Genomic DNA, 14,952 nt, shown 5'->3' with positions numbered 1-14,952 from the left:
CTCGGTCCTTCAGACGGCGTCGTCGGCGTTCTTGATCGGATTGCCCCAGGGATCGCGCAGCTTCAGCAGCACGTTCGGCTCTACATCGCGCATGGAGCGCCCAGCGACGAAGCGTCGATGCTCATCCGGCAGATCCTGCGCGGCGGGATCAAGGGGCGCGTGCAAAAGCCTTCGAGGGAGGCGGGCATCCACATAGGCGAAGGACGAGCCACTGGCTGTCTGTTCGTCAGCGACCCGAATCCAATCGTCGAGAAGGGAATCAATCAGCGCTGCCAGATGCGCCCGGCCACCGGCCACAGCGCCACCGGGCGCGCGTTCAACGATGGCGTCCCGCACCTTCCGGCGAACGTCCGGCATATCCTTCAGCCGTCGGACAGCGAGTTCGGGAGTCAGGGCCGGATCAAGATGGCGGGTGAGCGCGACCACGATGGCGGCCAGCGCACGGTCGAGCGCGCGGGCGGCCCAAGGCGTCACGCTGGTGGCCTCCACGGCGCGGTAGAAGCTGCGGTGGAACTGGCAAAATTGCTCGTAGTGCATCCGGTCGCGGGGCTTGTGAAGGTTCAGAACCGTCACGACCAGACCGGGGCGTCCCGGATCGCGCCCCACCCGGCTGGTGGCCTGAATATACTCGGCCGCTGTCTTAGGTTGTCCTTGCACGAGCATGAGGCCAAGGCGGGTGATGTCCAAACCGACGGAAATCATGTTCGTGGCCAGCGCCACGTCCACCGTGTCGTCATGCTCGCCGAACACCCGTTCCAGTCGCCGTTTTGCCTCGGCGACCTGATCGGTGGAGACGCGGGAGGTGAGTTCGAGAGGCTCACCGATCCGGCGGTCCTGGAACGGTCCATCCGCGGGAGCCAGACGGCGCCGCTGTGTGCCGTAACGCCCCGCACGGTCGCGCACCTCGTCCTCGACGATGCGCCGGGCGCCGCCCAATTCGCGTAGGGCGTTGAAATAGCAGAGCGCCGTCATGTACGGATCGGCGGGATTCTTGGGACCGGGACCGCCATCCTCGAAGGCCGCGGCGGCCGCCGCGAGCAGGGTGGTCAATCCGCGCAGGAAGACCAATTTCGGGCCGCGCCCTTGCGCCGCCAGCCCAAGGTACCAGCGCGGCGGGTTGTCCGCGTCGTGAACGGTCTGGGCGAAGAAGCTGTCGGTGCGCTCGATGCCGGGCGGCGGAAAAATCTCCGTTCGTTCGCGGTCGAAGAGGGCGCGGATCTGACCGGCGGCGCGGCGCACCGTCGCGGTGGAGGCGATGACCTTGGGCCGGATGCGCTGGCTCCCCTCGCCGCGCGTGGCGAGCCGGTCGATGGCCGTCTCGTACAAACCGGCGACCGTGCCGAGCGGGCCGGAAATCAGGTGCAACTCGTCCTGGATGATCAGGTCCGGCGGATCGAGCGTCCACCCGTTGTAAAGCCTTTCACCGCCCTTCGGTTCGGCGGCGCCAAGGAAGCCCACCCCGGGCTGGAAGCGATCGACATGGCCGAAGAAGGCACCGCTGGCCCCCACCCAGGGCAGGCTGGCGAACTTGTCCACCGTGGCGATGAGAAAAGCCGGCAGGCGGCGGTAGATCGGTTCATCGACCGTCAACAGCGGCAGCGGGCGGTTGCCCGTGAAGTCGCAGTGGGGGTTGACGCAACGCACCTCCATGTTGTGCGGCGCCTGATCGTTCGGGACGCAGGCGAAGGATTCCTTACCGAAGGCCGTCCCGCACCAGGGGCAAGCCTTGATCGGCGCCGGCGCGCGCTTGCCGGTTTTGCGGAACGCCCGCACGCGGGTCACAGCGGTGTCGTCGCCGGTGTTCCCCTTGCCGCCAAGCTTGTTTGGCGACGCGTCGGAGCCGACCCACAGCCCGATCTCAATCGGCCAGTCGCCGAGAAGAGGGCGTCCGTTTCCATCCGTCAAGGTTGGATCGGTCCGCATCAGCTCCAGGGCGCAGACCACCCCGGCGGCGCGGGACAATTGGTCGAGCGTGAGCAGACGCAGCGTGTAGCGCATCACCACCGTCACGCCCGCCCCGAGAACGCCGCTGGCGGACAGGCGGCGGTGGGCGATGGCGAAGGCGGCGAGTCCCAGATAGGCTTCGGTCTTGCCGCCGCCGGTGGGGAAGAACAGCAGATCGACGACCTCCCGGTCGGGATGCCCCTTTTCGACCAGCCCCCGCAGATTGAGCAGGATGAAGGCGAGCTGGAACGGGCGCCAGATTTGCGCCCCGACCTTGTCCGGGTCGCCGCTGGGACCAGCGATGCGGCGGCGGGCGGCGCGTTCGACCGCCAGATTCATCAGCCGGAACGCCAGTCGGGCGCGATCGTTGGTCCGCAGCAGGTCGATGCCGTCGGCGATGCGGTCCCGGGCGTCGGCCATCCCCTTCAACAGCGTTTCCGCCGTTTCCCGGCGTCGCGAGGCGGTCAAAGCGTCTGCACGCTCGCGCTGGGCGTCGATCCACTGGCAATAGAGCGGGGGCAGAGGCGCCAGCTTCGCCGCCAGGGCGTCGGCCCCGCTCTCCGCCAGATCGGCCAGAATCCTCATGCCGAACTCGACGCCGTCGATGGACAGGTTGGGGGCGACACGCTCGACTTCGGCCAGCGGCAGCGGATCGGTGTGGACCTGTCGCACAACATGTTGTGCGCCGTCAGGGCGCGCGGGGCTGGAAACCCAGGTGGCGGCGGTGTTGCGGCCGACCGCGTATTCCTCAACGTCGCGGTAATGAAGGTCGGCTACACGCAGATCGTCGTCGGGGGAGCGGTAGCCGGACAAATCGTGGCGCGGCAGGAACCCGGCGTCGCAGTGCAGATCGAGCCTCGCCTGGAAGGCATAGGTGACATCGGCGTAAAGCCGGGAAATGGATGGCCGCCGATTGATCAGAAACACGGTGACGGCCCGTTGCGTCACCGGGCCGTCCGGCGTCTCGAACCGATGGGTGCGGGCATGCACCTGCAGTTCCATCCCACCACCCGCCATCATCGCCGCCGCGCTGTCGGGCACGATGACGGCGCCGCGCCCATCGGGATCGGGAAGCGGCAGGCGAACCACGCTGCGACGCGGGACGCGCACCCACTCGACCTTGGGCTTGGCTGATTTCTTGCCGCCGCCGTCCTCGCCACGGTCCTCCGCTGGCTCCAACAGGATGGTCGGGGGAAGCGGCGGTTCGGTGACGTAATCGCCCCACGACACCACCGCCTGCAAGTCCGTCACCTCAGGCGCGAGCAGCACCGTCAGGCCGATCGAGGACGGAAGAAAGCGCCGCCGCGCGCTCGGCGCCTCCGTCTCGCCCTCGTCGGCGGCGGCGCCCTCGTCGTCGGACAGGTCCGCGAAGATGTCGCGTTCTTCCTGCGTCTGCGGATCGTCGGGGGCGGGCGCGTCGTCGGACGGGGCGAGAAAGCCGGTCAGATACCAGCGCGACGGATTCTCGGACAGCCGTTCACGGGACAGATACTCATCGTCTTGTTCCGGGCCGGGGCCGACCAGATCGCGGCGCAGCGTGGTGACGAGATGGGCACGCACATCGGCGCTGGTGGTCAAGGGACGGCGCTCCGGACACGGCGTTAGGATCAGACGATGCGGGGAAGCGGCTTGGAGGTCGGCAGCGAAAGGAGACGGCGATAGGCGTCCTTGGCCCGATCCAGCCGACCACCCTCCACCTTCTCGGGTTTACGACGCGCGGTTTCCCCCCATGGGTCGTCGCTGCGCTCCACGGCCGCCAGAAAAGCTGCGGTTGCTGCGAGTTCCAGTTCGATCGAGTCGATGGATGCCGCCGCTTCGGCAAAACGCGCGCGCCCGTCATCGCGGCGCAGGCCAGCCTCTGGAGTCGCCGAATAGATGGAGTACATGCCCCCCCAACTGGCCGTCTGTTCTCGTTCATCGACGAGGTCGAAGACGCTGGCCGCGCGGATGGAATCGGCCAGAGCCTCGCTGTAGGGGCCGTAATGGCGATACTCGAAGGGAAAGCCTTCCCCGAAGCCGGCAAGCTCGAGGAGAAAGGCGACTTTCTGCAATCGGGTGCGGCCCACGATCTGGCCGCCAGCGTCCCGCACGATCTCGGCGGCCTTCTGCCAGTCAGGCTTCTGATGGATCATGGTCTCGTCTCCCGCATTCTTCCTGGATGATGCTGTCGATCACGGTCTTGGCTTCAACGTCCTGTTCGCCGTAATAGGCACGGAAGAGCTTGAATTTTTCGATACCCGCCACGACGGGCGAGATTTCTGCCATATCCAGGATTCTACCATCTGCCGCGCGGATGCGAAGCTGATTGAGAGGCCCCTTGGATTCCTGGACGCGTTTGTAGGCTCCCCGGGAATCCTGGTCGATGAGAATTCGGGGGGTGCCGGTGGATTTTGTGTCGCTCCACTCCTTCAGGCGCTGCCCCACGGTCAGGACGGCCCGTTCCAGACCTTTTTCGACCTCGTCCTTTTCCTCTTTCGTGGACGGCTTGGCGCGGTCGATCCGCATCGCGGCGATCATGGCGTTTCGGATGTCGACGCATTTGGGAAGGCGCCGCTCGCTCAGGCGCAGGGCGTTTTCGCGAATCGCCGCATCCTCGGCCTCCGCCAGCATGGACAAGGCGCCCCAGAACACCGTGTCGTCCAAGGACTGGGCGCGCGGGAGCGAATTCGGGTCCAGGGCGAAGCGGACGATCGGATGCCGGTCGGAAAGTCCGGTTTTGGCCACATGACCGGCTTGCGCCAGTTCTATGACGCGGAGCAGCAGCAGCGAGAACACCTTTTCGGCGGCCCGCGTCGTCTTGTGCAGATAGACGTTCGGGTAGAGCTGAAACAGGCCAAGCACATAGGTTTCGGCGGCATGAAGCGCCTTCGGCCCGACCACGAAGGTCTCGATCTCCCGCAGGGCCTCCTCGTCAACGCCGTGGGTGACGGTGCCAACCTCCAGATTGGCAACCAGCCAGTCGAAATCGATGGCGCTGTTGCGGACGCCGGTCATCAGCCGGTCCCGCTGCATGTAGTCCAGACGGTCCGCGTCGAACTGGCTTGAGACGACCGCGTCATAGAGGTTGCCGGGACCGCGCTTGATCACGTCCGCCACATCGTTGGCAAAGCCGCTGCCAAACTCCTTGCGGAAGGCCTCGCTGATCTCGCTGTCGCGAATCAGCAGGTCGCTGACCGCCTCGTGGTGCGCCATGGGAAGCTTCAGGGTCTTCCCGATGCCTTCGAAGGCATGGCTGAACATTCCATGGCCGACGTCATGGACCAGGGCGGCCGCCATCGCGACATGCGCCTGATGACCTTGGAACTGGTCGCCAAGATGGCGTTCAATAAGCGTCATCAGGCGCCGCGCGGTGTGGAAGACGCCGATGCTGTGGGCGAAGCGGGTGTGCGTGGCGCCGGGGTAGACGAGTTCCGAAAAGCCCAGTTGGCGGACGCGGCGCAGACGCTGAAACGGGCGGGTCTGAATGACCTGCCAGATCATCCGCTCGAATTGCCGGGTGTCGAATTCGATGAGGTTGTGCAGCGGGTCGCGGATCCGCTGGGGTTTCGCGGTGAAGGCCATCGTTTCAGTCTTCCGAAATCGAGCCACGGGCGGCAACGCGATCCTCGAAGATCAATCGTCCTGTGCCGTCCACCCGCCGCCACTCCACATCCTCCCCCTTCTGACGCCAGCACCGAAAATGGTGAAGTTCCGAGCCAGGACCCTCTGTCAGAGCATCCGTAACAATGCAGATGCGATAGCTGTCGCCGTTCGGGTATTTTCCCGCCGTCGCCATGTTGATATGATTGTATTCGTTCACGGTGAAGTCGGCGATCACGTCGGTTCCGGAACGTCCCTTGACTTCAATGCAGAGAACCTCATCGCCCCGAATGGCGCGCAGATCATACCCGACGTTGTATTTTTGCAGATCCTCAATTGTGTAGTCGAGATCCTCGAAATGGCTCCAAACCAGATCGACAGCGGCTTTTTCGATTTTCTTGCGGCGTTCAAGATCTTGTTGCAGCGTGCCAATCGGCAAAGGTTTCGCCGTTGGTTCCACCGTGTCGCCCTTGATGAAGGCGCGAAGGCGCTTTTCCAACTTGCGTGCGATGGGCGCCTCTTTGTCGCAAAGGTAGAAGATGTTGCTGCGCCCCGGCATGTCGGATACGCCACCGCCTGGAAGCAGCAGGACGCGCTCTTCCGGCGTCAACAGGCGGCAATCCTCGGCCTTCGCCGACACGCGGTAGGTGCAAACGTCCTCTTCAAAAATACGGGCTTTGGCGTGCTGCCCTTGAGGCGTCTGGGACGTGCGGTACAGGGTCGCGTTCTTGTACCAGCCGACGACGATACGCCCGCGCCTTTCTGGGTCCGGCGCTGTCCAGACCGCCAAAACACCCCCGACGGAGGCGTCGCCGCGATCAGCCCCCACCTTCTCCAAACTCAGGGAGTTTCCGATCCATTCCTCGTCCTCATTCTCGCGGCCGGGAATCTCCATATACCCGTAGCAGCGCCCGCGATACGGCTTGAAGTTGAACACTTCGTGCCCATAGCCATGAGCGACCGCAAATTTGAAGCCGCCGGGAACGAAGCCGTCGAGCGTGCCGTCGTAGCGGGTCAGGCCGATGCCGTGCAGCAGGACGATGGGGGCATTGTCGATGCTCCATGACGCCGATTCGGTAAAATAGGAGTCGAAATACGCGGCCTCGTCGGGATCGAGTGCCACCGCTCGCTGATGGGCGAAGCCTCGCACCTTGTCCCACAATCCAGGGGGGAGTTTCTGCTGATCTCTTTCCTTGTCCAGCCGGTCGTTGGTCAGAGAACTCTTCGGCTTGTCGTTGGAGATCTCCACCGTCAGCGTCGACCGCTTCGTGGCCGAGGCGGGGATTTTCAGATGTCCCTTCATCGCAAGCCCAATGCCGCCCTTCGTCTCTGAACTCCAGATGAAGACGGGGTCACCGTCCTCGAGTCTGGTATCCTTCTCGACCTTTCCCTGAAAAATCAGGATGCCATTGGTCACGGCGGGCGCACTGCACTTGATGAATAAGGCCAACGGCTACACCTCCTCCAAGTCTTCCTCTTCCGACCAGCCGGGGGGCTGGGTTAGGCCTTGGGCCTTTTCCTCAGCGGCGCGGGTGGCGTTGAGGGCGAGGAGGCGGGCCAGGACCTCGTCGCGGAGGTCGGCGGGCCAGAAGAGGCGGTTAAGGTATTTGTGGTCGTCCTCGTTCGTGGCATCAAGGAAAATCGGTTGCGCGCGGCGAGCCAGATCGTCCCAGCCATAGGCGTGGAGGACGGCGCGATCCATGTCCGCGTGCAGGTCGCGCAGGCGCCGGGTGTCGGGGGTGGTGTCCGCCGGGTCGTGGAAACGGTTGTAGGTCTTGGTCAGCCCCTCGTTTCGCGTCACCATCAGCTGGGCGCGGTGGTCGTGATAGGCTTGACCGGCGGCCTCCAGGGCGGCGTTCGTCTCGAAGGCCTGGGGGAAGGGGAAGGTCTCGAAGCAATCGCTGGGGGTGTAGCGGAGATCATCCTTCATGGATGATGCGAAGAAGCGGGTCCAGGCCTCATGAGTCCTGCCTTGAACAACTGTGAAAAAACTATTCAATTCATTTGCCGGAAATACAATTAAACTTTCCGCTGAAATATTAAATCCGGTTATTGTTGCTATAGAAAATTGAGGTGAATGCCTAGCCATAGTTAAGAATGAATCATTGCCTATCATGGCCTTAAGCAAATCCCCCCTTCTACGCTCAAAATGCCACCAATGAGCAGTGGAGTGCTTCCCCCTTGTTCCCTTCACGAGCCGCCGTACGATCTCGATCAGATCCGGCCAATCCTCGGCCACCGGCTCCGGATAATCCTGGGGCACCGATCCCTCGCGCAGATTCTTTGCCTGGGTTTCCGGCGTCATCAGGAACCAGCCACGTTCGCGCTCGTCGCGCTTCAGCGGCATGTCGCCGAAGTCGATGACATAGCGACGGTGGGCGTGGCGCGGGTCGTTGTTGACCTCCTCGCCGCCGATGTAGGGGAAAATCCGCTCGGCGTTGCGCGGATCCTTGGCGATCAGGCGGCGCATCTCGTCGAGCGAGGAGGCAGTGCCCTTGGCCGCCGCCTGATCGTCGAAGGTGAAGCCCATGCCCAGAACGATGGACCCCTGAAACGCCATGCCGGCGTTGGCGGCGAGGCGGGCGGGCGGGTCGTCGCGGTCGCCTTCCACCAGATAGGCGGAAATCCGCGACACCGGGCGTTCGTCCAGCACGGCGCCGCGCGGAACGGTCGGCGGCGCGGCGGGCGGGGGCGGTGGTGGGGCGTCGAACAGCGTGCCGAAAAAGGCCGACGACGGCGGCGCGGGGGGCGGATCGCGGCGGACATGGACGACCGACACCACCACCGCCGCCTCGCCCGGCCATTTCAGCCTACGGACGGCGCGCGGGATGGCGCCGCCCGCCTTCAGGATGGCGGCCAGCCCGGTCTGGCGGGTGTCGCCCTGGCCGATGGTGTTGGTGGCGATCAGGCCGAACACCCCGCCGACCCGCAGCAGCCCATAGGCGCGGCGGAAGAAATGGGCGACCAGATCGGCGTTGCCATGGGCGCCCGCGTGCAGAGTCTGCAACCAGTCGATGAAGCCGCCCTGGTTGCCGGCGGCGATGGTGTTCTTGCCGGCAAAGGGCGGGTTGCCGACGATGGCGTCGAATCCCGGATTGTCCCGCGCGAAGACCTCGGGAAACTCCAGCTCCCAATGGAAGGGATGGGTGGGGTGGGCGCCGCCCGCCGTCAGCGTCCGGCGCAGAGTTTCCAGCTTCGGCCACAGCTCCGCCGCCGGGCCGTTGACCCAGTTTTCGATCGCCTGCCGCCGGGCCTCCCGTCCCTTGGGCTTGTCGGCGGCGAAAAAGGCGGCGACCACGGCGTCGCCGATCTGCCGGGCGGAGTCCAGCCGCTGCTCGATCTTCCGGTAGCGCTCTTCCTGGATGGCGCGCGACACGTTGTCCTCGGCGTCGCGAATTTCGGCGCGGCCCTGCACGGCGGCCTCGAACCGCTCGTTCACCAGGGCGCGGAACAGCGGCAGACCGGCGCGCGCCGCGTCCCAATGGAGGGCGGCGATCTGCGCCCGCGTCAGCCCGACCAGACTGTCCCCCGCCTTCAGCGCGTGATCGAGGAAGGTGAATTCATGATCGCGGGCCAGCGTGGCGAGCCACAGCGACAGGCGGGCCAGATCCGCCGCCATCGGGTTCTTGTCCACCCCGTACAGACAGCGCTGGGCGACCAGCCGGCGGGCGTGCAGATCCTCGTCCTCGTCGGCGGGAATGATCGGGCGGGTTTCCGGCCAGCGTGCCCAGGCCTGGACCAGACGCGACGCCACGGCGCGGCAGGCCTCGACCAGAAAGGCGCCGGACCCCATGGCCGGGTCGCAGACCTTCAGGTCGAGCACCTGTTCGGGTGTGGCGTCGGGGCCGAGCCGGGCGAAGGAATCGGCCAGGGCGTGACGGACGATGGGTTCGGTCAGGCCGCGCGGGGTGTAATGGCTGCCGGTGCTCCGCCGCTCGTCGGTCGGCTGGAGAATCGGCGTTCCCGTCGCCATCACCCGGCGGTGGGGGGAGGCGCGTTCGTCGACGATCGGTTCCAGGGCGGCGGCCAGACCGTCCACGCCCTTGGCCTCCTTGATCGCCTTTTGCTGTTTGGCGGTCAGGCTGGCGCGGCCGGACACCTCTTTCAGCGATTTCAGGCGGGCGTCGGGTTTGGCCTCGGCCAAGGCGGCGAGATCGACGAAGACGGGGGTGTGGTTGTTCTTGCCGGCACGGATGGCCAGCACCGGCCCCGCCGCCCGTTCCACCGTGAAGCCCATCACGGTTTCATAGACTGAGCCGATCTGCTCCACATCCAAGGTCCGGTAGGACAGCCGCTCGCCCTTCAGCGTCACCAGCCCGTCGAGCAGACGCAGGATGCAACCATCCGTCACCTTGGGTACGCGGGGCGGGTCGGACAGGGCGGCCCGGCCCTCCAGGAAGGGGAAGGCGTCGGGGTCGAACAGCTTGCCGCCGCGCCCGCGAATCCAGCCGGTGCCGTCGCCGCGATGGACCAGCCGGAACAGCGCCAGCAGACGGCCCCAGCCGCCCAGCCGCTCCTCCATGGTGTCGGGGGTGCGGGCGGCATCCTCCAGCAGCTTGCCATGCAGGCCGCGCACGGAATAACCCTGATCGTAGAACATCCGCGCGTCGGCGTCGGTGCGCGACGGGATCAGGTCGCGATCTTCGGCGTAGAGCGCGAAGACCAACCGCATCAGGACGGTCAGCAACCCCTCGTAAAGCTGTGCCGGATGGTCGGTGGCCAGCGCGGCGACGCGCTCCGGCTCCGCCGTCGTCAAGCCGCGCAGCAACTCGTGCAGGGCGCCCAATACCTGTTCGGCCAGGGCGGAGGACACGGCGGCCTGCGCCTCGCGGCTGCGGCGCAGCAGGGCGGGCAGCCGGCGGTCGTCGGCGTCGTTGAACAGGCGGTAGGCGCTGAGCACCAGCTTCAACCCGCCCAGCATTGGCCGGCCGGCGACGGTCCCCAGCGGGGCCAGGGGGAAGGTGATCCAGCCCGACGTCTCGCCACGGGGGGCGTGGATCAGCCGCAATTCCCGGTCGGCGATCAGCAGTCCGGCGGGGACGTTGGTTTCACGCAGCAGACGCTCGAACCGCTGGTGCGGCGTGGCCTCCCACCCGTCCAGCGCGCCGCGGTCGTCGGGTTTCACCCCCGCCGATTCGATCCGCACCAGCAATTGCCAACCGGGATCGCGGGCGCCGGCCCGCACCGCCCAATGGGGCTGCAAGACCGTGTCGTGTTCTGGCAGGCGGACGAACAGCTCGTCGGGCAGCGCCGGACCACCGGGTGATCCCGCCACCAGCGCCGCCGGCCAGTTCAACACCCCCTCGACGAAGGCCCAAGGATCGGGCAGGGCGGGGGCGTTGGAATCGGCGGCCTCTGGTCCGGCAAGAAGCTCCGCCACCTCGGCGCTGTCGCGCTGGGTCTGGATCGGCGGGACGAGGCCGAGTTCCTTCAGCAGGCTGGATCCAACGACAAGGCCAACGGGCTGGACGTGGTCGAGCCACTCAAGATCGGGGTCGAACGACAGGATTTCAGTCATGACTCAGCCGGAAACGGGCCAAAGATAAACCAGGCCGACCGGTTCAATCCGGTGGGCGCGGACGGTGTAGGATTCGCGGACGCGCTTCGGCTCCTCCGCGATTTCCCGTTCAATCTCCCGCAGACGCACCGCCCAATGGCGGCGGTCGCGGGCGAGCTGCTCCCGCTCCTGATCGGCGATGCCGGGAAGGGAAAGCTGATTGGGGTCGATGCCAGCCTCGGCCTTGGCGATGCGGGCGCGCTGGCCGTCCAACAATTTGGTGAGCGATGTCGCCTCCTCGTCCCCCCGCGCCGCTAGGTCGCGGATCACGGTGGCGAGGCGGTCCTCGGCGCGGCGGCGCAACTCCGGCTCCAGATCCTGGGCGTCCCGCCGGGCCAACGCGCGGATGCGGGCGAGTGCCATCGGCGGCGGCCGACGGGTGTCGCGCAGAGCCTCCTCCAACTGGGCCAGCGTGGTTTCGCCGCCCTGACGACCAAAGGGTCGCAATGATTTTCCTGGACGGCCGGCTTCGGTCCGCCCGGCTTCGGTCCATAGCGCGGTGACGGGGAGAAACTCCTCGTGCAGACGAGCGGCGCCCGGTCCGTAGACGGCCAGCCGCCCGATCATCACCACGCGCGGTTCGGCCCCCGGTCCAATCACGGCACAGACCCGCTCCAGCCCCGACTGAAACCCTTGGGAGAGGAAGCGCGACAGCAGGCGGCGCACCAGACGATGTTCCAGATGGACTTGCACCACGTTGGCGGCGTCCGATCCATCGCCTTGAATTGGCGGCTCGAAGGCGATGGAGCGGATCGGGGCGGCCTGCCGCCACTCCCCGAACCGTTCGCCGCGACGGCGCGGACGCGGGCGCAGGTCGTCGAAGGCGTCGAGCCATCCGGGATCGGCGGCGAAGACTGGGGATGACGGGTCGAAGCGGAAGGTGTCCACCGGCCCCACCGGATCGCCGCGCGCGCCCTCCAGATCGGCCCCGGCGCGGGCCAGGGCGACGCCGACGACCTGCCGCAATTCCCGTGGGTTGACGCCGACGCGCTTGCGCGATTCCTCCAGAACATGCCGGAGGTCGGCGTTGTCCTTTAGGATTCGGTCGTAGCGCGCCCGTTCGTCGTCATCCATTTCTGCGCGGGCGCGGGTCAGGCGTTCGTCATCGTTTTCATCGCGGATGCGGTCGGCCAGGGCCTGAGCTCTGCCCCGCTCGATGCCGTTCTCGGCCAAGCGGGCGAAGACCCGCTCCTCGATCACCCGACCGGCGGAGCCGAGCTGTGTGCGGATCCTCTCGGTCTTCCAGACCAGCGCGTCAAGGACGATGTCCTCCTCCCGCTGGGCATAGCGGAAATAGCGGCAAAAGACGGTCGGGGACGGTTGCAGCTTGCGGTCGATGCGTCCGTTGCGCTGCTCCAGCCGCGATGGGTTCCACGGCAGGTCGATGTGGATCAGGTCGTGGCACCGGGCCTGAAGGTTGATGCCCTCCCTCGCGGCGTCGGTGCAGATCAGGATGCGCAAGGGTTCGACCGCCGGATCGGCGTTGAAGGCGCGCTTGATCTCCTCCCGCTGGTCGCCGCCAGTGGCCCCGGAAAAGACGCCGACGCGGTCGTCCGGCCGATCGGTGTCGGCCAGCGCCTCGGCCAAGCGGCGTTGCAGCCAGCGGCGGGTGTCCTCATACTCGGTGAAGAGAATGAGACGCCGGTCGTTCCACATGCCCTCGGACAGCATGTTGTCGCGAATCCAGCGGACCAGCCAGACGACGCGGGCGTCGGCCTTATTCGCGTGCTGTTTGGCGAAGGCCAGCGTGTCGTCGATGTGAGCCAGTTCGGCCCGCAGGTCGTCGCCGGTCGCGCCGATGGCGCCAAGGTCGGTCGCCGCCATCACCGCCGCGTCCTCGTCGGCGGCCAGTCGCTCCACCGCCGTCGCCTCATCCATGGACAGCGGCAATTCGTCGCCAGTCGGCGCGCCCACGACAAAGGCGGCGCCGGCACCGACGGGAGTTGCGCGCGTTGCGTGTTCGATGGCGGTCAGGAGTGTCCGGCGGTGAACCTCCAGCGACCGCGCGAAGGCGGCGACCGACGACAGCAGCCGTTGCTGCAAGCCAACGAAGACCAGTTTGGCCTGATTGGCTTCGCCGCGTGGCAGCCGGGCGATGCGCTTGGCTCGCAACGCGCCATAGTCGCTCAGCATCCCGGAGAGCCGCAGTTCCGGGGCGGTTGCGGGGAGACCCTCGAGAAGGATGGGATCGACGACACGCTCGGGGAAGGATTCGCCGATCCGGCGCAGATCAGATTTCAGGCGACGCACCATGACGGGGTCGAGATCGCGCGGACGCACCTCCACCCCACGGGTGAAGCGCTGGGGATCCAGCATCTCCAGCAGGGAGGAAAAACTGTTGGAGTGCCCGTTGTGGGGGGTGGCGGTCAGGAACAGCCGATGCTCGAACCGGCCGGCGAGGTCGCGCATGGCCTTGGTGAACTGGCTGTCGACCGCGTAACGGGCGCCGCTCGCCGGGGCGGCGTGATGCGCCTCGTCGAGGATGAGCAGGGCGCGCGGACGAAAGGCGCCAAGGACGTCGCGCAGACCGGCCGTGTAGGTCTCGTCGGTTAAGAGGCGATGTGAAACGATGTAGCGGGATGCGGTCGCCCAAGGGTTGACGCCAAATCCGCGCTGGCGGCGCATCTCGGCCAGCCGCTCGCGGTCGATGATGGTGAAGGACAGGCCGAACTTCGCCTCCAACTCGTCCTTCCACTGCAAGGTCATGGATGGCGGCGCCGCGACCAGCGCGAAGTCGATCCGACGGCGCAGCAGAAGTTCGCGCAGGATCAGCCCCGCTTCGATGGTTTTGCCCAGACCGACGTCGTCCGCGATCAGCAGGTTGACGCGCGGCAGCCGCAAGGCCTTACGCAGGGGCAAAAGCTGGTAGGCGTCGAGACGAATCCCGGCGCGGAACGGCGCCTGAAAAAGATCACGATCGGCGGCCGTGGCCGTGTTCCACTTCAACGTCCGCAGATAGGCGGCAAACGTGGATGGATCGTCGGTGCCGTTCTCGGCGATGAGTGACCAAGGATCGCCTTCGAGCGTCCGCGCGCCGATCTCCGCTTCCCAAGCGACTTCGAGGACTTCACCCTGGGCATCGTCTGAAATGCAAGACAGGCGCAACGCGGTAAGACCGCTGCCCTTTTCATCGATGCCTTCGACCAACCAAGGGCGGCTGCGGACTTCAACGAACTCGCCGAGGGAAGGCTTCATCGACCAAAGCGCCTGTCAGTTGCACACGTATGGGCTGTGCATGATGGTCGAGTCCTGGAAAGAAAGGAAGCGTGAATGGTCAGGCGGTGGATTCGACCCTACGAGGACGAGGGCATCACGATACCAATCCGCACCGTCTTGAGTTCTTCCGGCGGCCTGGCCGAGCAAGCTCCCTGAGGTCAGCGCCGACCTAACGATCGGTCGCATCCTGGAAAGCGTGTGTGGTGCGCTTTCGTTTCCGAGGATTCGGTCAACTCGGGTGGCTGTCGGCGCGGATGATGGCGTAACCATCGTGGCGCAGCCATCCATCCAGGCGCCGATGTAGTCGGCATTCCAGATGGGGGGTACGATTCTGAGAGCGGCGCGGAGGAAGGCCGAGGCGATTTCCGCCGTCCGCTCCTTCACGGCATACTTGCGCGAGCCGGAGGCCCTGGACAGGTCGCGGCCGATGCGGATCGAGTGTCCTGCGACGACTGACCAAGGCGCCAAGGCGCCGTCCTGAAGCCAATTCAGGGTGATGGCGCTGCGAGGCATGGACCGACGGTGTGATCGATCGACGCGAAGCCCAAGTACCGCCGGCGTAGGGCATCCAGCTGGTGGCGTCGGGGCAGCCGGCCAAACGCCAAGTGCGCCCAACCGATCTCCCGTGGTCCCGACAACGAAGCTGAGTGAAGGGC

General features: G+C 66.1%; 7 protein-coding genes. All 7 read right to left on the bottom strand.

The window, feature by feature from the left end; genetic code table 11:
- Positions 1-9: 9 nt before the first annotated feature.
- From drmA to ABMY26_RS24020, 7 genes are read right to left on the bottom strand one after another with little or no spacing between them, the layout of a single operon-like run.
- On the bottom strand, positions 10-3,522 hold the full coding sequence (gene drmA / locus ABMY26_RS24050) for a DISARM system helicase DrmA (RefSeq protein ID WP_372397141.1): 3,513 nt from the start codon (positions 3,520-3,522) through the stop codon (positions 10-12).
- Positions 3,523-3,551: 29 nt separating this feature from the next.
- The gene (locus ABMY26_RS24045) at positions 3,552-4,076 is read right to left on the bottom strand and encodes a hypothetical protein (RefSeq protein ID WP_372397140.1); all 525 of its coding nucleotides are present in this window, start codon (positions 4,074-4,076) and stop codon (positions 3,552-3,554) included.
- On the bottom strand, positions 4,057-5,505 hold the full coding sequence (locus tag ABMY26_RS24040) for an HD domain-containing protein (protein WP_372397139.1): 1,449 nt from the start codon (positions 5,503-5,505) through the stop codon (positions 4,057-4,059). Before ABMY26_RS24040 ends, ABMY26_RS24045 begins: the two co-directional genes overlap by 20 nt.
- A 4-nt stretch (positions 5,506-5,509) precedes the next feature.
- Complete coding sequence (locus tag ABMY26_RS24035; RefSeq protein WP_372397138.1) at positions 5,510-6,973, bottom strand: protein NO VEIN domain-containing protein; 1,464 nt, start codon at positions 6,971-6,973, stop codon at positions 5,510-5,512.
- Positions 6,974-6,976: 3 nt separating this feature from the next.
- Complete coding sequence (locus ABMY26_RS24030) at positions 6,977-11,041, bottom strand: Eco57I restriction-modification methylase domain-containing protein (RefSeq protein ID WP_372397137.1); 4,065 nt, start codon at positions 11,039-11,041, stop codon at positions 6,977-6,979.
- Between the two features lie 3 nt (positions 11,042-11,044).
- A complete protein-coding gene (gene drmD, locus ABMY26_RS24025; protein WP_372397136.1) occupies positions 11,045-14,275 on the bottom strand; it encodes a DISARM system SNF2-like helicase DrmD in 3,231 nt (1,076 codons plus the stop codon).
- Between the two features lie 15 nt (positions 14,276-14,290).
- Positions 14,291-14,809 carry a zincin-like metallopeptidase domain-containing protein gene (locus tag ABMY26_RS24020; RefSeq protein WP_372397135.1) on the bottom strand — a complete coding sequence of 173 codons (519 nt, stop codon included), beginning with the start codon at positions 14,807-14,809 and terminating at the stop codon, positions 14,291-14,293.
- Between the last annotated feature and the right edge of the window lie 143 nt (positions 14,810-14,952).

The sequence above is a fragment of the Azospirillum sp. HJ39 genome, from assembly GCF_041507355.1.
In the GTDB taxonomy this organism is placed as follows: domain Bacteria; phylum Pseudomonadota; class Alphaproteobacteria; order Azospirillales; family Azospirillaceae; genus Azospirillum; species Azospirillum thiophilum.
This window is presented reverse-complemented; position numbering and strand designations above follow the sequence as displayed.

Bases quoted from the DNA above. Each gene is read 5' to 3' on its own strand.
- ABMY26_RS24045 (WP_372397140.1), bottom strand. From the start codon at position 4,076: ATGATCCATCAGAAGCCTGACTGGCAGAAGGCCGCCGAGATCGTGCGG.
- ABMY26_RS24040 (WP_372397139.1), bottom strand. From the start codon at position 5,505: ATGGCCTTCACCGCGAAACCCCAGCGGATCCGCGACCCGCTGCACAAC.
- ABMY26_RS24030 (WP_372397137.1), bottom strand. From the start codon at position 11,041: ATGACTGAAATCCTGTCGTTCGACCCCGATCTTGAGTGGCTCGACCAC.
- drmD (WP_372397136.1), bottom strand. From the start codon at position 14,275: ATGAAGCCTTCCCTCGGCGAGTTCGTTGAAGTCCGCAGCCGCCCTTGG.
- ABMY26_RS24020 (WP_372397135.1), bottom strand. From the start codon at position 14,809: ATGCCTCGCAGCGCCATCACCCTGAATTGGCTTCAGGACGGCGCCTTG.